The organism is Prevotella sp. C0026C3 (genome assembly GCF_056590795.1).
Genome location: NZ_JBWPWW010000005.1, coordinates 173,022 through 195,871, shown reverse-complemented (window position 1 = coordinate 195,871; position 22,850 = coordinate 173,022). Strand labels below are relative to the sequence as shown.

The following is a 22,850-nucleotide window of genomic DNA, read 5'->3' as shown; positions in this document are numbered from 1 at the left end:
TGATGAATTCATCAAATCGCCCCTCTTGGTATATCGTATGTGAATTATACGCGTGCACCGTACTGTTGGTCAAGACCGAAGATAGCAGATTCGCCCATCTTCTTGATGCGGTCTACGATGCCACTTGCAGTAGCTTCCTCTTCCACCTGTTCGCGAACAAACTGCCAAAGGAAGTCTTGTGTAGCCTTATCGCCTTCGGCAATAGCCTTATCCAAAAGGTTATCGATGAACTTGCTTACATGGCATTCGTGCTTATAAGCGTCTTCGAAAGCCTCCAAAGGAGAGTTCCATGTCTGACGAACAGCAGCAATCTGGTTTACAGTAGCTGTTCCGCCACGCTTGATAATGTAGTTAGCCATTTGGTAAGCGTGGTCCATTTCTTCAGCCGATTGCTTTTTCATCCATGTTGAAAAACCCTCAAATCCCTCTTTCTCCATGTAGAACGACATTGAAAGATATAAGTTAGCAGAGTAAATCTCGTTTACTATCTGTCCGTTTAGCGCTTCTTGTAATGTTTCTGAAATCATAATAGTAATTGTATTAATTATTTATTTGGTGCAAATATACGAAAAAGAATCTATCGTTGTGTCGTTTCCTATAGAATTTTAATATTTTTATATTTGCATGTCGAAAAGAAGCCATTATGAATTCATAAAGGCAGGTTGCTCATCTAAAACTCTAAATTTCTTGCTCTTAACTCATCACTCCTCACCCAAAACTTGTCTATTTGTCAACTCAATACAATCTTCCTCTCTTTGGGATAGAGTTGAGGAGAAGTTATTGCAGGGGCGTATCAGCATCGCTGTTTGGGCTTTTCAGCAATGCTGCATGGGCTAGGCAGTAATGCTGAGAAGTGGTTGCAGCAATCTCACCCCGGCTCTTTCCCAAGGAGAGGGAGTATTGGATGTGGGATGAATTCTTTTGCTTGTGAGTCTATAAGTGGATGAGTTATGGGACAAGGCAGGCTAAGATATGTGCTCACATATAATTTATGGTAGCACGGTCAGTACTCCATCGGCTACGCGGAAGTGTACATCGCGGCCACCGAAAGGCATGCCATAGATACGGGTGGGGTCTTCTTGATAGTGCGGACGCGGGTCGAGTTCGAGCGAAGCTTGCAAGGCCGACAGTTCATCGGGGCTATACACCTCTTTTAATAGGTCGATATTCTCTACTCGGAGTCGCTTGATGGGCTGCCGATCTACGAATCCACTGCGGGCATCGGGGTGACAGTCGGCATACACTACGTAGGGTTTGATGTCGTAAATAGGTGTTCCATCCATCAAGTCAGCGCCTTCGACATGAATTACGGGGCCTTGTGTGGTGTTCCATTCCACATGTGACAGACGTACGCAGGAGAGTCCGATGTTATTCGGACGGAACGGACTACGCGTGGCAAACACACCCATCTTGACGTTTCCTCCGAGCAGTGGAGGTCGCACAACAGGACTGTTGGCACGCTGACGGTTGGCCGAAAACTCCCAAATGAGCCATAGATAGTCAAACTCTTCGATGCCTCTGAGCGAGTCGGCATTTCGATATTCGGGTGTAAAGACGATGGTGCCTTGCAGCGACGGAGCCAGTCCGCTCTGTTTGGGAATGCCGAACTTCGATGTAAAAGGTGAATGGAAAGTGGCTATTTGAATCATGTTATATGTCGGATTTTGGTTATATTTGCACGAAATTGAATCATGGAGAAATTACAAAACATACGGGCTATCGCCTTCGATGCGGACGATACGCTGTGGGATTGCCAGTCGCATTTCGACCAAGTAGAGCGTCGTTATTGTGAATTGTTGGCCGAATATGGTGGGGCAGAGGCTATTTCGGCTTCGCTCTTTGATGTAGAAACGGCCAATATGGACGACCTTGGCTATGGCGCGAAAGCCTTTATGCTGTCGTTGGTAGAAAATGCCGTGAAGGTGAGTGAGGGACAAGTAAAGGCCGAAATCATTGCCGAGATATTGCAACTGGGTCGCCAATTGCTGCATATTCATGCTCGTCCGTTGGCCGAGGTGCCCGATACGCTGGCTCGGTTGCGAGCCTGTGGGCGTTTTCGTATGGCTGTATTCACTAAAGGGGAGCTACTAGACCAAGAGAAGAAGTTACACCGATCGGGGCTGGAACCGTATTTCGACCAAGTCGCTATCGTCTCTGATAAGACGGAGAAAGCCTACCATCAGCTTTGTGAAAACCTAGGTGTGAAGACCGAGGAACTGGTGATGGTGGGCAATTCGTTCCGCTCTGATATAGCTCCAGTGCTCCAAATCGGTGGCAAGGCGGTGCATATACCGTTCCATGCGACGTGGCAACACGAGCACATGGAGGCTTTTGTACATGAGAATCTGCGGACGATTGAGCGGTTCGGTGAACTGCTCAATATCCTCTAATCGGCTAATACTCGGTCTTGCTGTCGCTCTGTTGCCATAGTTCGAAGGCTTCTCTAGCCTCTTCGGGTAGCAGTTTGATGAGTGCTTTTTGGCGGTATTGTGGTGCCAAAGAAATCTCGCGGTAGATGAACTCGTCGTCGAAGCCTATTCGGGCAGCGTCTTTGCGGTTGTTGGCATAGAAGATTCGGTCGATATGCGCCCAATAAATGGCTCCCAGGCACATCGGACATGGTTCGCAACTGGTGTAGATGTCGCAGCCTGTAAGGTCGAAAGTGCCCAGCTTGGCAGTCGCTTGACGGATGGCATTGACCTCTGCATGCGCCGTAGGATCGTGGTCAATGGTGACGCTATTGGACGCTTCGGCAATGATTTCACCATCTTTTGCGATGACGGCACCGAAGGGTCCACCACCGTTTTTTACACTATTTATCGACAAGGCAATGGCCTTGCGCATCAATTCTTTATCGCTCATAGCTTGTTATATTGATTGTAACTTTTTACCAAAGAAAGGCAAATGGGAGCAATGAAAACTTGTTTTCAAATTGCCGAATGCAGCCTTTCTTCTACAAAGATAGGAATCTTATTAGGCTTATCATGCTAATCGGCCTAATAATCTTAACTAACATTAACTCTAAAAAGGTAACATTTGTGCCTTTAGGAGTGTCTGAATCTTTCTACTTTTGCTACCGAAGAATCCTCAAAACCACGTGATAATGAAATATGTGAACGAGACTATCAGGCGACAAGACCGCCTCATGGACAAGGAAAGAGCTATCGAACTGCTGCGTACAAGTGAGTTCGGTGTGTTGTCAATGGCCGATGCCGACAGTACACCTTACGGTATTCCGGTGAACTATGTATGGGATGGAGCCGACAGTATCTATATTCATTGTGCGCCCGAAGGTCGCAAATTACGTATCATCAACAATCATAATAAGGTGTCGTTTTGTCTTGTAGGGCGTGTACACCTGTTGCCCGGACAGTTTACAACAGAGTATGAGAGCGTGGTGTTGACGGGTATTGCCCACGTGGGATTGGACGAAGAGGAGCGCATGAGGGCCTTACATCTACTTATAGATAAACTATCGCCCGACTTCAAAGAGATTGGAGATAAGTATGCTCACAAGAGTTTTCACCGCACAGAGATTATCCGTGTGGACTTCACGGAGTTCAGTGGGAAACGCAAGAAAGTGCATACTGCTGATTAAGAAGATAAAGAATAACAGGTAATTTAAGTTTTGCGAACTTGTGTATGGATAGAAGTTAGTGGGAGTAAAATCCTCTTTGAGGCTTGAAGTTAACAGACGTTTGTTTATTAACTCCTTTATTACTCCAACGTTTTTAAGACGTTTAACTTCCGGATAACTCCAAATTTGAGCATTCATGCGAAACTTATAAATAGTAATTTTAAGGTAAAAAGATTGATATGAAGACTATTTTGGATTTTGAACAGTGGCCACTCGACCTGCTCATCGACTATGTATTGAAGATTCACCATCGCGGTATTCGCGAGCAAGGACCGGAACTCCTAGAACAGTTACAGCGTGTGGCACTGGCTCATAAGGCTGATGCTCCCGACTTACAGAAGGTTGTCGACCACTTCAGAAACAGCCTTGAAGACCTTGATATGCACCTACAGAAAGAGGAAAATGTACTGTTCCCCTTCTGTATGGAGATGTATGAGTCTTATCGTAACGGCCAACAAGCACCGATGTTCCATTGCGGTTCGGTGCAAGGACCTATCTCTGTGATGATGGCCGAACATGCCGATGAGACCGAAAGACATAACCGTATAGCGCAATTGACAAACGATTATACGGCTCCTGAGGGCACCGATGACGATTATCGGGAGGCAATGAGAGGGTTGAAAGAGTTTCGTGAACACCTCGAAGAGCACACTACAGTGGAGAATGAGGTGCTGTTCCCGATGGCTATGCAAGTGGAAATGGCTGGAAGATAAATGTCTTTTTATTTTGAAAAGCCTGCAAATTAGTTTATCTTTGTAGCCTTAACAATTCACTAAATGAAAGATATTTGCTGCGTAGGCCATATTACTCGTGATAAGATAATCACTCCTAAGCAGACTGTAAAGATGGCCGGTGGAACGGCATTTTATTTTGCTTACGGTATTAATCAGCTTCCCCGAAAGGTGGACTTTCAACTCTTGACGAAGGTAGGGGAGGGTTCTATGGACGAGGTTGAGAAGATGAGACAGGCCGGAATTGAGGTGGTTTGCCATCCAAGTAAGCATACCGTGTACTTTGAAAACAAATATGGGGCTAACTCTAACAACCGAACGCAACGCGTATTGGCTAAAGCTGACCCATTCACAGTGGCTGAAATGTACGATATCGAGGCTAAAATCTTTCATTTAGGTTCGCTTCTCGACGACGACTTCTCGCCTGAAACGGTGAAATATCTATCCACAAAAGGACGTATATCTATTGATGTTCAGGGCTATTTGAGGGAAGTTCGGGGTGAGAATGTGCATGCTGTTGACTGGAAAGATAAGGAAGAAATACTGGCTTGCACAGATATATTGAAACTCAACGAGCACGAGATGACAGTCATATCCAACTCGAAGAACCCACGTACGGTGGCTATCCAGTTGCACGAAATGGGTGTCGATGAGGTAGTCATTACACTTGGAAGCTATGGTTCGTTGATTTATTCAGACGGCAAGTTCTATGAGATTCCTGCCTATAAACCTCAAGAGGTGGTCGACGCGACGGGTTGTGGAGATACTTATTCGGCCGGTTATCTGTATTGTCGGTCGCAAGGTTTGGACTGTTTAGAGGCCGGAAAGTTCGCCGCTGCCATGTGTACTTTGAAGCTAGAGCATTCAGGTCCGTTCGATAGAACGATAGAAGAAGTCGAAGAAATTATTCGTGCGGAGAGGCGCTAATGTCTTTTTGAAGATGTATCGCTAATGTCTCGGCATCGAATTCGATGCCGTTTTTCCCAACATATCGGCTTAAAGTGCCGTTTTCGGCCAACTGTTCGGAGGTGCCGATATGTAGTTTTCGCTCGCTATCCAATAACCATAAGCGGTCGGATAATTGCAAAGCTAGTTCTAAATCGTGTGTAGATAGGAATATCGTTTTATTGTGTTGCGCGGCCAATCGACGCAGCAGTTGCATCATGTCTACCTTGCTTGGAAAGTCGAGAAAGGCTGTCGGTTCGTCTAAAAATACAATAGGTGTCTGTTGAGCTAGCGCCTTTGCAATCATGATCTTTTGCCTTTCGCCGTCGCTCAGTGTCTGTATCATACGGTCACTCATGTGCTTCATGCCTACAAGAGTGAGTGCTTCGTCTACGGCTTGGCGGTCTTCGGAGTGCAATCTGCCCCAGAATCCTGTGTAAGGAGCACGTCCCATCTCTACCATCTCGCGTGCCGTGATGTTTTGGATAGTCATTTTTTGCGTGAGAACTACGCTGACCAACCGAGACAGTTCCGCATCGGAAAGACTTGACAACGGCTTTCCACAAATGTCTATACTGCCCTTTAACGGTGGTTGGAAGCCTGCTAATGTGCGCAAAAGGGTCGATTTGCCGACACCATTAGCTCCAAGCAAGCAAGTCAATTCGCCTGCCTGCAACGCGGCCGTCAAGTTGTTGGCCACCTCTTTTACATTGTTGCCTTGTCGATAACCTATTGCTAAGCCACAGAGTGTAATGGTTTCGTTCATATTTACAAAGTTAATGCAAATGAGTGCAATGGAAGTTAACTTCCTAATTGCCGAGTGCCGGTTAACTTCTACAAAGGTAGTGGAAACGTAAGACAATCAGAAATAAAAGCTCAAATACTTAATATGTTGAGCAAAACAACGGCATTATTGTGGGCTTCATCGTGTGCACTGTAAAGTAATGTCACGTCTCCTTGCTCGCTCTCTTGCCTTATCATCGTCTCAAAATCGGCAAAACGAGGGTTTGCTTGTAGTTCTTCTTGGTAACGACGAGCAAACTCTTCGAACTTCTCAGGGGCGTGTCCGAACCACTTACGCAATTCGTTGGTTGGCGCAATCTCTTTTTCCCATAAGTCTATATGGGCTGTTTCCTTCTTCAATCCGCGTGGCCATAGCCGGTCAACGAGAACCCGATATCCGTCTGTATCGGCTACCGGGTCGTATATACGTTTGGTTTTTATCATTTAATCATGATGTCGCGTGCTTTCTGTAAACCCGATGCCAATGATACGGAAGTTGAGGTGTGTCCAATCTCAAAATTGTCGTATACAGGCGATTCAATAGGTGAGCTGAATCCAGAAACGCTGTCAATCTTGCTTGAATCCAAGAACCCTTCGGCACGTCCGGTGAGCATCTTGTGCGGATAACTCTGGTGAGAAATATCAAAAACAATTTTATCTTCGGGAGCGTTGAATACGTAATGAAGCGCTACAGTAGCCTCTGTGAAACCCAAGTTAGGGCCCACATGACCACCGTGCTGGCTCACGCGGTTCAAGATTCCGGCACGTATTTCATCGGCAACAGTGTTGAGTTGTTCTACAGAGAGTCCCTTCAAATCCTTGGGACTGTTGATTTTTTCAATATACATATGATGTTATAGTTTGTTTATCTTGCTTTTTTAATCTGATGATTCACGGTGCAAAGGTAAATAAAAGACTCGTGCATGATACTATAAATATTACATTTATAAGTACCAATATTACAGAATGATTTCTTGATTCAAATGATATTGGGCTTAAGCCGAAGGTTTGCAGGAAAGTAAGTAAGAGATTGTGGAATGATGAAAGGGGAATTTATGCAATTATTCCTAACTTAGTCTTATTTTCATTAAAAAAGATGTCACGGATTCTAATATTATGTACAGGCAACAGTTGTCGTAGCCAAATGGCACATGGTTTCCTGCAATCGCTTGATAAAACATTGGAAGTCTGTTCGGCAGGCACACAACCTGCTGCCCATGTTAATGCTATGGCGGTATCTATGATGCAGGAGATAGGTATTGATATCAGCACCCATACGCCCACATCGGTAGAACGTTATCTAGACCAATGTTGGGATTATGTCATAACGGTATGTGATCATGCTAACGAGACTTGCCCTATATTCCAAGGTAAAGTAGGCAAACGAATGCATATAGGCTTTGAAGATCCCTCTAAGGTGACAGGCTCCCCGGATTTTATATACAATGAATTTGTTAGGGTTCGCGAAGAGATTAAGCGTGAATTCACAAAGTTCTATTTTACAGAGATTACTTCATCTGATTTGCCAAAATGTATATGTAGTAACGGCTAATATTCCATTCAATACGATATAAACATGTTACAGGCTTTTGCAGATTGGCTTTCCTTTCGTTGTATTGGACTAGATTCCCACAGTTCATTGGGCATCGCAGTCAATTTTTTCTTTTATGATACGATGAAGATTTTATTGTTACTCTTCTTTATCAGTATCATCATGGGTATCGTCAATGCTTATTTTCCGATAGAAAGATTGCGCAATTACCTTGTCAACCATAAACTTTATGGTATGCAATATGTTCTGGCTTCGGTCTTTGGTGCAATCACTCCATTCTGTTCTTGTTCGTCTATTCCTCTTTTCATCGGCTTTGTGAAAGGCGGCATTCCATTGGGAGTGACGTTGGCTTTCCTCATTACTTCACCCTTAGTCAATGAGGTCGCTGTCGCTATGTTTCTTGGAACATTCGGTTTCCGAATTACAATAATTTATGTATTGAGTGGTATCTTGCTTGGCGTAGTCGGAGGATTTATACTTAACAAGATACATCTAGATAACTATCTGAGCGAATGGGTTAGGCATATCCAACAGAATTCCACTGTCCAAACAGAAGAATGGGAGCACGACCATGTTACTTTTGTTCAGCGGATGCCATCTATCATCCGCGAAGCATGGAATATTGTGAAAGGTGTCATCATCTATATTTTTGTAGGAATTGGAATCGGGGCAGCCATGCATGGGTATGTTCCGGAAGGCTTTTTCGCTGAATATATGGCAGCTAATCAATGGGTTGCAGTGCCACTCAGCGTCATATTGGCTGTCCCCATGTATGCTAATGCCGCAGGAATTGTACCTGTCATTCAAGTGCTTGTGGCTAAAGGTATTCCCATGGGTACAGCCTTGGCGTTCATGATGGCAGTAATAGGACTTTCGTTACCGGAAGCTACACTGTTGAAAAAAGTCATGACGTGGCGACTCATTGGTATTTATTTTGGGACAGTCACACTTTTTATCGTGATACTAGGCTACTTCTACAACTTTATATTTAGTCTGTAGAAAAAGAACATTCCATTCTTCTCATCTTTATTCCACTATCACCTCGTCGAAGAAGAAACGGGATTTTTGGCCGGGACGGACGTGGGATGGGGGACAAATACCAGCTCCACGCACTTGTATCTTGACATATCGAGCCTTTGATTGGAAGGCGAAAGAAAGGTCTTCACGGAAAGTTCCATCGGCAAACAAGTCGGCTTCATCGCACTGGTAGGTTGCTATGGGACGGAACTTTCGCCCATCCTTAGATGCCAAAACGTCTATTTGAGCCGGCCGATGTACGGCTACTCCATAGTTATTGATACATCCTAGACGGATGTATTTAATGGGTTGGATGCGTTGTAGGTCGATGATGAATGATGCGCTATCGGTATTATTCCACGAGCACCACTCTGAATCGGTGCACTTCATGGTACCTCGTACCCCGTTGGTCAATGTGTAGGGTAGGGTGGCGCCCATAGTTTTGATGGGGCAAGCTGTGGCTTTGTTCCAATGAATGGGGAATGACAAGGTCTCACCTTCCTGATGGTTATCGCGGAAAGTGGCAGCCTGAATGGTGACATCGGTAGACACTTCGAGTGGTGAGGTGTATAGGGGAGAGGTCGGGCTAGGTGGTGTGCCATCGAGAGTGTACCGTATTTGCACGTCGGGACGGATACAGTCGAGTGCCACTTGTAGTTTCCCATTGTGCGGAACGACCGATTCTTGAATGTTAAACATCGAACGTGCCGGTACGATACCCATGTTTCCGAGTTGTTCGCAGTAGTTGTCGGTGGCTTTCAAGAATCGATTCCAATCTTTATGTACGGGCATAGTCCACGCTGTTTCGGCCAAGGCTAGCATGCGAGGGAAGAGCAGATAGTCGACATCGGCAGTGGTCTGGCAGAATTCTGTCCACAAAGAGCCTTGTATACCAAGTAGTTGTTGTGTGATGGCGGACGTCCAATCGCGTTGTACGGGTTCGTAGTCGTACACATCTTTCAGCGTGTTGTTGCCGAAATAGGTAATCGGTTCAAAGCGTTGGGGACCCTGATAGCGGATGAGATAGAGTTTTTGAGCCGGTGTCATAACGATGGGATGTCCCTGTCGGGCAGCTTTTAGAGCGGCTTGTCCCATTCCTCGCCAACCGAAGATGACAGCCCCTTCGGGTAGTGTTTGGCTGTTAGTCAGTTCGTCCCAGCCTATCACTTTGCGCCCTTTGCTGCGTATATATTGTGCTAATTGTGACATGAAATAGCCCTGTAGGTCTTCTTCGTTGGTTATATGTTCGTGCTTCATGCGTGCTTGACAGCGCGGACAACGTTTCCAATAAGTTTTGTCGGCCTCGTCGCCACCGATGTGAATGTAATGCGAGGGGAACAACTCCATCACCTCATCGAGTACGTTGTGGAGGAAAGAATATACGCTGTCGTTACCTGCACAGAATATAATCTTGGCACGAGCAACACCCAGTCCGGGTAGTACACCGGTGGGTTGGTCAACTACCGGACACTTCAATGCCGGGTAAGCGGCCAATGCAGCGTTGCTATGGGCAGGTAGGTCGATTTCGGGAATCACCTCTATTTGCCGAGCAGCAGCGTAGGATACAATCTCTCGAATGTCGGTTTGAGTGTAGAATCCCTTCTCATAAACCGGTTCACCGGGCTCCGGATTGCGTCGCTCGGGGAAGAATTTGCCCGGCCTAACCACGCGTTTAGAGCCTACAGACGTGAGCCGTGGATAACGTTTTATTTCAATACGCCACCCATTGTCGTCTGTCAAATGCAGGTGAAGTCGGTTGAGTTTAAGCATCGACATGCAGTCGATGATTTGTAGAAGATGGTCTTTGGGAGTGAAAAAACGTGCAACATCAATCATTACACCACGATAGCCAAAGCGTGGCGAGTCTTTGATGGTAACAGCAGGTACGCACCATGGTGATTGCGTAGGCATGAGTTGGCGAAGCGATTGTATCGCATAGAAGAGTCCATTATTACCAGCCGAGCGGATTGTGATATGTTTGGTATCGACGTCAAGGATATAACTTTCGTCCGCTAGACTGCTATCTGTGATGATGCGTATGTCGGCTTGGTCGGTCGATACCATCTTGGGTGTAAAGCCCAAATCTCGCCGTAACGCGTCGACGAATAGCTGTATGACGGGCTGTTGTGATGGGTGGGCCACGCCAATCGTGGTAGATGGGGAGAACAGGAAAGTACCTTCGCCAACTTGAATCTCTTGTGGTTGAGGGATAAGATGGATGGTCGGTGATGGCTGTGCAGCTTTCAAGGGCATGCAACTCCATGCCAAGCTAACTAGAACAATGCGTATACTTATGGATAAAAACGTTTCTCTCATTAGGTTATAACGGGATTGAATGATATTGTATAGATGCAAAATTACGAAATAAAATAGATACCGACAACGTAACTTTCTCAAAAAAAAGCGATGACGACAGGCTTTGTTGTTAGCATATTTATTGCTATTTTTGCATGCAGCTATGAGTGAAACGTCGACCATACAAAGTCTTAAACAGCAACGATTGTTGCTGGAGTTGGAATACAACACAGAGAAAGAAGCCTTTCGGAAGCAAACCGAAACGATGGGATTGCAACGAAAGGTGAAGCGTGGCGATGCTTGGTATCTGCTGAGAGTGGGCAAAAGCTACTATAATTCGCTGAACCAACTGTCGCTGGAAGTGTTTCGTACGACCGATGAGGAGATAGAATGTAACTTCGAGTATGGCCGACCGGTGGTATTCTTTCGCGTCGATGGTGAGAGCGGACGCATACATTATTTCCCTTTTACTGGTTCGGTGGGCTACGTAGAAGGTGAGCGCATGGTTGTCACTGTGCCCGACTCGGCTTGCTTGTCGGATGTGCAGGCCTGTACATCTATGGTGGGTGTGCAGCTATTTTTCGACGAAACAAGTTACCGACTGATGTTTGAAGCACTTGACAAGGTGACCCGTGCCGATGGAAATCGATTGGCCTATCTGCGCGATTTGTTCTATTCGCATCGCCCGGCCGAACGATTTACTTTTGCAGCCACGCGTTTCCCATGGCTCAACGCTACGCAGGAGAAGGCCGTGAACGAGGTGTTGTGGGCTAAAGATGTGGCGGTGGTGCATGGTCCACCGGGCACAGGGAAGACTACCACATTGGTAGAAGCCATCAACGAAACACTGATGCGCGAGAGTCAGGTGCTCGTTTGTGCACAGAGCAATATGGCCGTAGACTGGATTTCGGAGAAGTTGGTAGACCGTGGTATTAATGTGCTGCGTATCGGTAATCCATCGCGTGTGAATGATAAGATGTTGTCGTTCACCTATGAGAGACGCTTCGAGTCGCATCCGGATTATCCCCAGCTGTGGGCTATACGGAAAGCTATACGTGAGTTGAGAGGCCAACGGCGTGGCCGGGACGACCGTTACCATCAGAAATTGGAACGTTTGAAGAGTCGAGCAGCGGAACTTGAGATACGCATCAATGCCCAACTATTCGGCGAAGCTCGTGTTGTTGCATCTACATTAACGGGTGCAGCGAACCGTTTACTCGACCGTCAGAAGTTCGGAACGCTCTTCATCGACGAGGCAGCGCAGGCTCTTGAAGCTGCTTGTTGGATAGCTATTCGTAAGGCAACACGTGTCATCTTGGCCGGCGACCATTGTCAATTGCCGCCTACCATCAAGAGTATTGCGGCATTGAAAGCTGGACTAGGCAAGACGCTCATGGAACGAATTGTGGAAAACAAGCCCGAAGTGGTGACGCTACTCAAGGTGCAATACCGTATGAACGAGCAGATAATGCGTTTTTCGAGCGACTGGTTTTATGGCGGACAGGTAGAGAGTGCACCTCAGATTAAGTTCCGTGGCATTCTGGATTATGATAATCCTATTGAGTGGGAGCGTACGGAAGTGACGACAGGAGAGACTTTCGTGGGAGAGAGTTTCGGCCGAATTAACAAGGAGGAGGCTGAATTGACGTTGCAAAAACTGGAGGCTTATTATTATAAGATAGGTAAGGAGCGCGTGTTGGAAGAGCGTATCGACGTGGGGATTATTTCTCCCTATCGTGCCCAAGTGCAATATTTGCGACGCCTCATCGGTAAGCGCGAATTCTTCAAATCCTATCGACATCTCATCTCGGTAAACACCGTCGACGGATTCCAAGGGCAGGAACGCGATGTGATTCTGATTTCGTTGGTGCGCAGTAACGATGAAGGGCAGATAGGATTTCTCAATGATTTGCGACGAATGAACGTGGCTATCACGCGTGCCCGAATGAAACTCATCATCCTAGGCGACGTAGATACGCTCACCAGGCATCCTTTTTATAAGAAACTATATGAAAGTATTCAAAACGAATCATAACGATGTTACAACGCGACTACTACCTCAGACTCATACAAGAGTTTATGGCTGCACTGGCCAAAGTACTGGAAAAGAAAGAGTTTACGGCTCGAAAAGAAGAACTGCATAAACTATATGAGCAGTATGTAGGGCCTTATGCGTTTTACGGTACGGCCACCATTGATGAAGTGATGCAGGCACTTGAGGGTGAAACTCCGGAAAAACGCATTATGAAACTCGAAATGTTATCAGAGTTATACTACCATGAAGGTTGTATAGAAACCGGACCGACACGTGACATCCTGCTCTCTAAAGCCTTCTCGCTCTTGGATTATTTAGAAGCCAATAGCGGTACCTACTCCATGGAACGACATGCCCGCATAGCAGAACTACAACGGGAATACGGGAAGAAAGATTGATATTTTGTTGAGAATATATTTTTCTGAGCGTCTTCAAAGCATACCAAAGACATGACAGACACAGACCTTGAAATACAGATAGAAGCGTTCGGCCGAGGCGATGAGAAAGCCTTTGACTTGCTTTTCTTGAAATATCAACCAAAGTTGGTTGCTTTTATTGAGTGCTTTGTCAAAGACCATGAGATAGCTCGCGATATTAGTCAAGACATTTTTTTGAAACTTTGGAAAGAGCGTGAGAGGTGTTGTCAGGTAAGATCTTTCAAATCTTATCTTTTTCATACTGCCAAGTTTGCTATCTATGACTATTTTGATCATAGTCTTGTCCAAGATAAATACCTACTTCACGCACTAAGAAAACCCATACAGACGAATGATGTAGAAGAGCAAATGTTTGCTGCTCAACTGCAAGAACTCATTGATACAACCATCTTACAGATGACACCTCAGCGTCAAAAGGTCTTTGTCATGAGTCGGAAGGAGAATCTTCCCAATAGTGAGATTGCGGCGAAATTAGGTATTAGCAAGCGTACTGTAGAGAATCATCTAAGTGCAGCTTTGGCTGAGATTAGGAAGGTTGTCAAACTCATGTTCGTTTTATTTATGTGATATCCTAAATAATTTTTGTGCCTAAAAGTGGCTTTCACCTTCTTATATATATAAAGGTAAGATATGAACAATCAAGAGATACAGGCAATCATACGTCAATTTTGTAAAAGAACTTTCTCGATTTTGACACAACAGAAATTTGTTTGGTGGCTTCTGAACAGTCAAGAACGTTTGGGGCAAGAGAATGCGATGGAGTTATTGTGGAATGAGATAGATGGCGAAGCTTCGACAGAAACGATAGAGGATTTGCATAAAATAAAAGGTATAATGCGACATCAAGTTCGTTTCAAACGCTATGTAAGGTTGGGTATAGCTGCTATGTTGTTGGTGTTACTCACTTCTATTACTACGGTCTTGTTGCTGAGACGCCTAGAACATATAGACAAACAAGATATACAATTGGTACAAATAACAGTGCCAAATGGGACTGTGCGTCAAATAATATTAGCTGATAGTACTGTAGCAACTATTAATGGTGGTTCCACATTGATTTATCCTAGCAAATTTTGTTCGGCTACCCGAAATGTCTTTTTGACAGGAGAAGCCAACTTCGCTATACACAAAGATACAGCCCACCCTTTCATTGTACAAACGGAACAGCTATCGGTAAAAGCGCTAGGAACTGTATTTCATGTATTGGCCTATCCAGATTCGAAATGGGTATCGACCACCTTAAAAGAAGGGAAGACAGAAGTTGCTGTGCGGCAACAACTCTCTAGCAAGTCAGTGAACTCTAAGTATCTGATGGAACCCGACCATAAGCTTATCTATAACAAGATAAGTAGAGAAGTAACAATAGTAGATGTAGATGCTCAACAGGTGCTGTCGTGGAATGAGGGAAATCTTATTTTCGATGCTATTGACTTCCGTGAAGTGATCTCAAGGTTGCAACATCGCTACAGTATCCATATTATTTGTCGTAATATGGATGCCATGAGAGGACTCTATCATGTAAAATTCAAATCCGAAGAATCGCTTAACAGCATCCTTAAAGTATTAAGTAATATATGTACACCATTCGATTATGTACAGAAAGGTGACAGTATCTATATTACTCCGCATCCACAACTATATTAAAAACTTAGAATAGCTTTTCTCTAAAAAAATAATTATTATTTTGTGCGTGAAGCTCCTTGTAACCTTCTTAATAGTAAAAAGGGTAGCCTTTTTATGTTCATTAAGCATAATCAATCTATTAAATAACCATTAATAAACCATTAGAATGAAAAACAAAAAGAATTATGGCTTGTTCATAGGGCTTTTGTTTACGACCGCTGTATGGCTGCCGAATAGTCTGTATGCACAGAATATTCGATTTAAAAGCGACCGTATTACGCTTAAAGAAGCTTTCGTGGAAATCGAAAAACAAGCAAAGAAGTCGGTGGATTATGATGTGGCTGTCATTGATTTGAACCGCATTGTTAATGTTAGAGAGGGCAGTGGAAGTCTTCATAAGGCATTGGCAAGCATTCTTAAAGGGACTGGCTACACTTATGAGATGAATAATGGGCACATTATCATCAGTAAAGAGAAGGTACAACAAGGAGAGACTAATGCTCAACAACGCCGAATCACGGGTACGGTAAAAGATGCAAAAGGCGAGCCTTTGACCGGAGCAACGGTCGTACAAAAGGGCACAACCAATGGTACTGTGACTGACGTAGATGGGCATTTTGTTCTTAATACACCTTTAGGAAGTACATTACTCATTTCATATATTGGTTCAAACGACCAAGAAGTGAAGGCAGCAGATAATCTATCTATTATCTTAACCGATAACGTTTCGGCTCTTGAAGAGATTGTTGTAGTGGGTTATGGAACGCAAAAGAAGATGGATCTTACCGGTTCGGTAGCGAATATTGGCAGCAAGGATTTAGCCAATCGCCCCGTAACGACATTGTCTAGTGCTATACAAGGATTGGCTCCGGGCGTTGCTGTGACCCAAGGGCAGGGTAGACCGGGGCAAGAAGGTGCCACTATTAGGGTACGTGGAACCGGTACACTGAATAGTGCCAGTCCTTATATTCTGGTCGATGGTGTAGAAACCGGTACGATGAACTCGCTCGATCCAAACGATATAGAGTCTATATCCGTGCTGAAAGATGCAGCTTCGGCTGCTATCTATGGTTCGAAGGCTGCCAATGGCGTCATCTTGATAACTACTAAACGCGGTGCCGTAGGTAAACCTTCGGTTAATTACAGTGGCTCTGTAGGTTGGCAATCAGAGACCGGTTATATCGAAAGAATGAATTCTGCCGATGCTGCTACCTATTATAATTTAGCCTTAAGTAATAGTGGAAAGGCTCCGAAATTTTCTGAAGAGGAGATTCAAAAGTTCCGTGATGGCTCCGATCCATATAATTATCCCAATACTGATTGGCACTCATTAGCCTTTGACGGAAGCGGTTTCATGCAACATCACAATATAAACGTGAGTGGTGGAAACGAATGGGTGAAATATATGACGTCTGGTGGATTCCTCACACAAGAGGGAGTTCTACGTAATTGTAGCCGTATGCAGTTTAATGTGCGTTCTAATATCGACATCAAACTATCCGACCATTTTACCGCACATAGTAATTTGGCTTATATCAATAACAGTTATGACGATGCCGACAACTCATATGTGGGAGGAGGGTCTGACCAGATTCTGCGTCAATTGAATCGTATTGCGCCTTGGGTTGCATACAAGAACGAGGATGGAACATATGGTACTATCGGAGACGGAAACCCTATAGCATGGCTCGATTTAGACCAAGCTATTCAGCGAAAGAATCAAAATTTTACAGGAATCCTATCTGTTGATTACAAGATGATGGACGGGCTTGTATTGACAGCCCAAGGTACTTACATCAGTAATGTACAAGATTATAAGGCTTTTACCAAGGATATTCAGTATAATAAGAATAAATATCATGGCCCGAATAAATTGAAAGATGCTAGTTATCTATGGAATCGTTATGCCTTTGATGCATTGCTCAACTATCACAAGACATTCGGACAACATGATGTCAAAGGACTTCTCGGTTATCGACTAGAAGATTATAATTATAAGGAACTGAGCGGAACTCGTACTGATTTCCCCAATAACGAAGTGACAGATATGGATGCCGGTACTGAATCTACGCAAACTAATGGTGGTTATTCGCGCGAATTGGCCATGATGTCGTACTTCGGTCGTATCAATTACGAGTATGCTAATCGATACTTATTTGAGGCAAATCTGCGTGCAGATGCATCTTCTCGTTTTGCTAGAGGACATCGATGGGGGTACTTCCCGTCATTCTCTGCAGGTTGGCGCATCAGTGAAGAGAGTTTCATGGAGTCTACTCGTAGTTGGTTGGACAACTTGAAAGTAAGAGCTTCGTGGGGACAATTGGGTAATCAAGACGCACTGTCAGATTACTATCCTGCCCTTCTTACTTACTCTGTTGGTAAGAATTATCCTTTCAACGGGGTGGTAAATACAGGTATTGCACAAACTTCGTATAAGCTTTCAACCATCTCTTGGGAGAAAACCACAACATGGGGTATCGGTTTAGACATGACATTGCTGCGTGGACTGACCCTGAATGTAGACTATTATAAGCGTAAGACTACGGGTATTATTATGTCTGTACCTGTCCCGAGAACCTTTGGTTTATCAGCGTATAAAGATAATGTAGGTTCAATGCAGAACAGTGGTGTCGAGATTTCGTTAGGTTACCAGAAGCAGGCGAAACAATGGTCGATGAATATTGTGGGCAATGTAGCTTTCAATAAAAATGAAATACTCGACTTAGGTGGTGTCAACGAGATGATCGATGATTACTATATCAATCGTGTAGGTTGTGCTTACAACTCGTTCTATGCCTACCAAGCTGACGGATTATTCCAAAGTCAAGAGGAGGCTAATGCCTTCACAGAAAAGTATGGCAATCCTTTTGGCCGTAAATTTAAGGCTGGTGACATACGTTATGTAGATGTCAATGAAGATGGAAAACTCACCTCTGCTGACCGTACTGTGTTCAAGGCTGAACAACCAAAGATGACTTTTGGACTTAATCTATCAGGGACTTATAAACACTTTGACTTGTCTATGCTGTTACAAGGAGCCATCGGTGTGAACAGATATTTTAACGAAGAGGTGTTTGGGGATTTTACAGGAGATACCTCACATCCTTCGACTGTATGGTTTGATGCATGGTCTGCCGATAATCCCAATGGTAAGTTCCCATATATAGCAGAAGCTAAAATGTCACCAAGTTATCCTACCAATCGCTCTTCATTTTGGATTTTCAATACCAACTATCTTCGTTGCAAGAGTTTGCAAATAGGTTATACGCTGCCTAGCCAGTTGACGAAGAAAATTGGATTGGAACGTATAAGATTATATTATGCAGCCGAGAACCTCTTTAAGATAGACAATCTGCCTGTGAATATAGATCCCGAATCTCCTTCAGGACGCGGGTCTCACTATCCACAACTGATGACTAATTCCTTTGGAATCAATATAAAATTCTAAATAACAGCAAGATGAAAGCTTTTAAAATATATATTACTATTGGAATGATAGGTCTTTTGGCCACATCATGCGAGTCGTTTCTAGACACCGCACCAGAGGATGCTCTGTCACCAACTACATTTTGGAAGTCGGAGAAAGACGTCAAAAGTGCTGTCACAGCATGCTATGATGGATGGTATAATCCGCATACCGGTTCCTCTGATATATTCTTTGCTGACTGCACTTCGGACATAGGGTACAACTATACTGGTTCGAGTAGCTATAAGTATGTGGGAAATGGATCGTTGTCGCAAGCTAAAACCATCAAGTATTATGATTACTCTACCATTCGTAGATGCACGTCGTTTTTAGACAATGTAGAACCACTTACCTTTCTCAATGAGGCTACTAAGAAAGACTATATGGCGCAAGTACGTACCATACGGGCTTGGCGATACTTCCAGATGAATTTTTGGTATGGTGGAGTACCACTTATTACAAAGTTTGCGGAGACCGCTGCCGAGGCTCAAGTTGCTCGTAATACCGAGGCGGAAGTGAAGGAATACGTGTACAAGGAGTTGGATGCGGCCATACCTGATTTAGTAAAAATGCCTGTCGAGCGTGGTAGAATAGCACGTGGAACAGCCTTAGCCATCAAGATGCGTGCCTCCCTTTATTGGGGCGATTATGCTCAAGCGCTCGATGCTGCCAATAAGATAAAAGAGCTAGGTATTTATTCTCTTGATCCCGATTATTTGAAAATGTTTTCTATGAGTGGTCAAGATTCCAAAGAGATCATCTATGCCATGCAGCATGTGCCCACCACTTATGAGTTTGGTAATGCCATTCGATTATTCAATAATCAGGATGGAGGATGGGCTTCTTTCGTACCGACACAGAATTTGGTCGACATGTTTGAGATGGCAAATGGCAAATCCATTACTGAAGAAGGGTCTGGCTATGATCCTGTACATCCTTTTGCCAATAGAGATCCACGCTTATATAAGACCGTTGTTTATCCCGGAATGGATTGGGTGGGCTCTGATGGTAAGACGCGTGTATTCAACACTTTGGATAAGAAAATAAATGATAAGAAGAACGCTGATTACTACGATGCAGCTAATAACTCTTCTAAATCGGGTATGATTTGGGCCAAGTACACCACGCCATTATCGCAGTATTCTCCAGCACTCGACAATGAAGGATTATGTCCGATAGTCTTCAGATATGCTGAAGTGCTTCTTACTATTGCTGAGGCTGATGTGGAATTGAATAAGAATCTAACGGAGGCACTCGACATTATAGATATGTTAAGAAAGCGCGGAGGACAGATACCGGTAGACCGTTCACGCTACAATACCCAAGACGCAATCAGAGAATTGGTCAGAAGAGAGCGTTGCATAGAGTTAGCGGGTGAAGGTTTGCGCCGGGCAGACATCGTAAGATGGAAAGACAAAACGGGAAAAATGGTGGCAGAGACGGTGCTGAACGGGACACTATATCGTATGATCGGAACGATAGATTATAAAGAGTCCGATCCTACACGTCGTGCAGTTATTGCTCTTCCTACTTCTGATAATCAAACTGCGAGAAAGTTGGAAGACCGTGTCTTCAAACCGTTCCAGCGTTATCTACCTATTCCTCAGGCCGAACTCGACCGCAATAAACAACTTATACAGAACGAAGGATATAAATAATCTCTTTTTCTCATTCTTTATTCGAGGATGAAATATGAATAAGGGTGTACCAAACGATGATGCGTTGGTACACCTTTTATTTTGTTGCAATGATTCGGCAGAGATGCTGCTAGAACTTTTCAGCGATTCTGAATAGGCAAGGCAATACTCCTGTTCGGCCTTTGCAGCAAACCCATATATTTTCCAACAAATCGTTTTACGATCTCGGTATACTTTTGACGATGGTCGGTATAGCTCATGGCATGAGCCGAGTGGGGGAAGAGGGCGAGTTGTTTGGGCTGCGGTTTGCCCGTATAGAGCGGGTAAACCATACGGGTGGGTACGTAGGTATCGGTCGTGCCATGGATAAAGAGCATCGGTTTGTTGCATTTTGCAACTTGCTTTAATGCTGAAGCTTCAGCAAAAGACCAACCGTAACGCAGCTTGCAAAGTGCACTCGTGGTGTACATCAAAGGGAATGAGGGGAGGCTGAATTGGTTTGAAAGTTCCCCTCTAAACTCATCCCACACGTCGGTATAGCCACAATCTTCTATGAAACAGCGAATGTAAGACGGGGTGTTTTCACCTGATAACATCATCACTGTGGCTGCTCCCATGGATATACCATGAAGCACTTGCTTCGTTCCGACGAACAGCGAATCGGCAAACGCTGACCAGCGCAAGACATCTTTGCGGTCTTCCCATCCCATTTGTATATGGTCGCCATCGCTTAGGCCGTGTCCATAGAGGTCGGGCAACAGCACGTTATATCCCATTCGGGCGTAGATATAGGCTATATGCAGCATCTTCACGGCACTGTCTTTATACCCATGGATGAGCAAGGCTGTGAGTGGGGTACGGCTCGGTGCATAGGCATAGTAGACGTGCATACGCTCACCATTCACCTTATATATAATGGTGTCGTGTAGTGCATGAATATGCAGCAGGCTGTCTATCCACGGTTTAATTTCGGGATTTGCAGCTACCACTTCCTGTAATTGTGTCTTCACATATGTTTCCCGGTTGTCTCTAGGAGACAGGGAGAACGAGAGCATGTAGCACGATGCGGCTGTGATGATGATGATTAGGGTTCCCAAAAGGATGCCCAGCCATCGGCCGATATACGATTTCTGTTTCATAAGTAAACGAAAAAAGGATAGCTTCATGGTATGAAACTATCCTTTATTTATTAGAGCTCAATACCTTCTCTCTTTGGCGAGGGAGGCGTAGGGCTGTTTTACTTCATCTTAGTATAACCATACTTAGCTGAGCAGCACAATTCTTCCTCGATGCGGATGAGCTGGTTGTACTTAGCCATACGGTCTGTGCGGCTCATAGAACCGGTCTTAATCTGACCGGAGTTGGTAGCTACGGCGATGTCAGCGATAGTAGTATCCTCTGTTTCGCCCGAACGGTGAGAAGTAACAGTGGTGTAACCGTGACGGTGAGCCATCTCGATTGCGTCAAGAGTTTCAGACAATGAACCGATTTGGTTGACTTTAATCAGGATTGAGTTAGCTGCACCCATCTTGATACCCTTTTCCAAGAACTTCACGTTAGTTACGAACAAGTCGTCACCAACCAACTGGCAACGGTCACCAATCTTAGCTGTCAGCTTCACCCAGTTCTCCCAGTCGTTCTCATCAAGACCGTCCTCGATAGAGTCGATAGGATATTTTGTGATAAGTTCTTCCAAGTAAGCGATTTGCTCTTCAGCTGTAAGCTTCTTGCCATTCTTTACGTCCTTCGGCATACCGTTCTTGAGTTGACGATAGTCGTAGAACCACTGACCGTTTTCCTGAACAGCAAATTCAGAAGCAGCACAGTCCATAGCAATCTTCACATCATCACCCGGCTTGTAACCAGCGTCCTTGATTGAAGCGATGATAGTGTCGAGAGCGTCTTCGATACCATCAAAGCTAGGAGCGAAACCACCCTCATCTCCAACAGCAGTAGAGAGTCCGCGCTTCTTCAAGTTCTTTGCCAATGCGTGGAAAACCTCAGCACCCATACGGATAGCTTCTTTCTCGTTCTTAGCGCCTACAGGGCGAATCATGAATTCTTGGAATGCGATAGGAGCGTCAGAGTGAGCACCACCGTTGATGATATTCATCATAGGTACGGGCAAAGTATAGGTATTGCAACCACCAATGTAGCGATACAAGGGGATATTGAGAGCCTTGGCAGCAGTCTGAGCAACAGCCAAAGAAACACCGAGAATGGCGTTAGCACCGAGCTTACTCTTTGTAGGAGTACCGTCGAGTTCAAGCATCTTGTTATCGATCTTGCGCTGTTCGAGTACGCAGAAGCCCTTCAATGCTGGAGCGATGACGTTGTTTACGTTCTCTACAGCTTTCAAAACGCCCTTGCCACCGAAACGGTTCTTGTCGCCGTCGCGAAGCTCAAGAGCCTCGTTTTCACCGGTAGAAGCACCAGATGGTACGCTAGCGCGACCCATCACACCATTTTCCAATGTTACTTCTACTTCTACTGTAGGATTGCCACGAGAGTCAATAATCTCACGAGCATGTACTTTTTCAATTACCATAGTTGTTTTCTTTATTTTATAAAATACAAATATATTCGTATTGTCTATGTATGCAAAGTTAGCATAAATTTCGCACATAGCATTCTCCCATGCGCAGTAGAGAGGTGCATTTTATATAAATTAACGCATGCGCGAGATTGATAC

The 22,850-nt window shown here is 44.7% G+C and carries 20 protein-coding genes and 1 pseudogene; 12 read left to right on the top strand and 9 right to left on the bottom strand.

What is annotated here, in order from left to right:
• Positions 1–44 precede the first annotated feature (44 nt).
• Both AC1EK4_RS05035 and tsaA read right to left on the bottom strand, forming a co-directional pair.
• Positions 45–527 (bottom strand): ferritin, encoded by a 483-nt coding sequence (locus tag AC1EK4_RS05035; RefSeq protein ID WP_036896749.1) that lies wholly within the window; start codon positions 525–527, stop codon positions 45–47.
• 462 nt (positions 528–989) lie between these two features.
• The gene (tsaA, locus tag AC1EK4_RS05030; RefSeq protein ID WP_036896750.1) at positions 990–1,649 is read right to left on the bottom strand and encodes a tRNA (N6-threonylcarbamoyladenosine(37)-N6)-methyltransferase TrmO; all 660 of its coding nucleotides are present in this window, start codon (positions 1,647–1,649) and stop codon (positions 990–992) included.
• 42 nt (positions 1,650–1,691) lie between these two features.
• On the opposite strand from tsaA, the gene AC1EK4_RS05025 reads away from it, so the two are divergent.
• A complete protein-coding gene (locus tag AC1EK4_RS05025) occupies positions 1,692–2,390 on the top strand; it encodes an HAD family hydrolase (RefSeq protein ID WP_036896751.1) in 699 nt (232 codons plus the stop codon).
• Positions 2,391–2,394: 4 nt separating this feature from the next.
• Here the strand turns inward: AC1EK4_RS05025 and AC1EK4_RS05020 are convergent, their stop codons facing one another.
• Complete coding sequence (locus AC1EK4_RS05020) at positions 2,395–2,862, bottom strand: nucleoside deaminase (protein WP_036896754.1); 468 nt, start codon at positions 2,860–2,862, stop codon at positions 2,395–2,397.
• 241 nt (positions 2,863–3,103) lie between these two features.
• On the opposite strand from AC1EK4_RS05020, the gene AC1EK4_RS05015 reads away from it, so the two are divergent.
• The 3 genes from AC1EK4_RS05015 to AC1EK4_RS05005 all read left to right on the top strand — a co-directional run bounded on the left by AC1EK4_RS05015 (position 3,104) and on the right by AC1EK4_RS05005 (position 5,295).
• A complete protein-coding gene (locus tag AC1EK4_RS05015) occupies positions 3,104–3,598 on the top strand; it encodes a pyridoxamine 5'-phosphate oxidase family protein (RefSeq protein ID WP_036896756.1) in 495 nt (164 codons plus the stop codon).
• Positions 3,599–3,816: 218 nt separating this feature from the next.
• Entirely contained in the window at positions 3,817–4,350 is a 534-nt protein-coding gene (locus AC1EK4_RS05010) for a hemerythrin domain-containing protein (protein ID WP_036896757.1), read from the top strand.
• 63 nt (positions 4,351–4,413) lie between these two features.
• A complete protein-coding gene (locus tag AC1EK4_RS05005) occupies positions 4,414–5,295 on the top strand; it encodes a PfkB family carbohydrate kinase (RefSeq protein WP_036896758.1) in 882 nt (293 codons plus the stop codon).
• On the opposite strand, the gene AC1EK4_RS05000 is transcribed toward AC1EK4_RS05005, so the two are convergent.
• From AC1EK4_RS05000 to AC1EK4_RS04990, 3 genes and pseudogenes are all read right to left on the bottom strand, one after another.
• Positions 5,273–6,079 carry an ABC transporter ATP-binding protein gene (locus tag AC1EK4_RS05000; RefSeq protein WP_036896760.1) on the bottom strand — a complete coding sequence of 269 codons (807 nt, stop codon included), beginning with the start codon at positions 6,077–6,079 and terminating at the stop codon, positions 5,273–5,275. The genes AC1EK4_RS05005 and AC1EK4_RS05000 overlap by 23 nt on opposite strands.
• 110 nt (positions 6,080–6,189) lie before the next feature.
• Complete coding sequence (locus AC1EK4_RS04995; RefSeq protein ID WP_369793919.1) at positions 6,190–6,537, bottom strand: DUF488 domain-containing protein; 348 nt, start codon at positions 6,535–6,537, stop codon at positions 6,190–6,192.
• Between the two features lie 8 nt (positions 6,538–6,545).
• A pseudogene (locus AC1EK4_RS04990) lies at positions 6,546–6,944 on the bottom strand (1-deoxy-D-xylulose-5-phosphate synthase N-terminal domain-containing protein); the annotation flags it as partial.
• A gap of 248 nt (positions 6,945–7,192) precedes the next feature.
• Between AC1EK4_RS04990 and AC1EK4_RS04985 the strand changes: the two are divergent.
• Positions 7,193–7,648, top strand: a complete 456-nt coding sequence (locus AC1EK4_RS04985) for an arsenate reductase ArsC (protein WP_082721725.1) — start codon at positions 7,193–7,195, stop codon at positions 7,646–7,648.
• 24 nt (positions 7,649–7,672) lie between these two features.
• Complete coding sequence (locus tag AC1EK4_RS04980; protein WP_480357254.1) at positions 7,673–8,647, top strand: permease; 975 nt, start codon at positions 7,673–7,675, stop codon at positions 8,645–8,647.
• Between the two features lie 27 nt (positions 8,648–8,674).
• On the opposite strand, the gene AC1EK4_RS04975 is transcribed toward AC1EK4_RS04980, so the two are convergent.
• Entirely contained in the window at positions 8,675–10,918 is a 2,244-nt protein-coding gene (locus tag AC1EK4_RS04975) for a glycoside hydrolase family 20 protein (protein ID WP_480357252.1), read from the bottom strand.
• Positions 10,919–11,123: 205 nt separating this feature from the next.
• Here AC1EK4_RS04975 and AC1EK4_RS04970 point away from each other — a divergent pair, with 205 nt between their 5' ends.
• From AC1EK4_RS04970 to AC1EK4_RS04945, 6 genes are all read left to right on the top strand, one after another.
• Positions 11,124–12,995: an AAA domain-containing protein gene (locus AC1EK4_RS04970; protein WP_480357250.1), complete on the top strand. Its 1,872-nt coding sequence runs from the start codon at positions 11,124–11,126 to the stop codon at positions 12,993–12,995.
• A 2-nt stretch (positions 12,996–12,997) separates the two neighbouring features.
• On the top strand, positions 12,998–13,393 hold the full coding sequence (locus AC1EK4_RS04965; RefSeq protein ID WP_480357248.1) for a hypothetical protein: 396 nt from the start codon (positions 12,998–13,000) through the stop codon (positions 13,391–13,393).
• A 51-nt stretch (positions 13,394–13,444) separates the two neighbouring features.
• Positions 13,445–13,999 carry an RNA polymerase sigma-70 factor gene (locus AC1EK4_RS04960; RefSeq protein ID WP_480357246.1) on the top strand — a complete coding sequence of 185 codons (555 nt, stop codon included), beginning with the start codon at positions 13,445–13,447 and terminating at the stop codon, positions 13,997–13,999.
• Positions 14,000–14,122: 123 nt separating this feature from the next.
• The gene (locus AC1EK4_RS04955) at positions 14,123–15,076 is read left to right on the top strand and encodes a FecR family protein (protein ID WP_480357244.1); all 954 of its coding nucleotides are present in this window, start codon (positions 14,123–14,125) and stop codon (positions 15,074–15,076) included.
• 145 nt (positions 15,077–15,221) lie between these two features.
• Complete coding sequence (locus AC1EK4_RS04950; protein ID WP_480357242.1) at positions 15,222–18,503, top strand: TonB-dependent receptor; 3,282 nt, start codon at positions 15,222–15,224, stop codon at positions 18,501–18,503.
• An 11-nt stretch (positions 18,504–18,514) separates the two neighbouring features.
• Positions 18,515–20,179, top strand: coding sequence for a RagB/SusD family nutrient uptake outer membrane protein (locus AC1EK4_RS04945; RefSeq protein ID WP_480357240.1), 1,665 nt, complete (start codon positions 18,515–18,517; stop codon positions 20,177–20,179).
• Between the two features lie 119 nt (positions 20,180–20,298).
• Here the strand turns inward: AC1EK4_RS04945 and AC1EK4_RS04940 are convergent, their stop codons facing one another.
• Together AC1EK4_RS04940 and eno are read right to left on the bottom strand one after the other, a co-directional pair.
• Positions 20,299–21,297: an alpha/beta hydrolase gene (locus tag AC1EK4_RS04940; protein ID WP_480357237.1), complete on the bottom strand. Its 999-nt coding sequence runs from the start codon at positions 21,295–21,297 to the stop codon at positions 20,299–20,301.
• Between the two features lie 98 nt (positions 21,298–21,395).
• Entirely contained in the window at positions 21,396–22,706 is a 1,311-nt protein-coding gene (eno, locus tag AC1EK4_RS04935) for a phosphopyruvate hydratase (protein ID WP_036896774.1), read from the bottom strand.
• Positions 22,707–22,850: the final 144 nt, after the last annotated feature.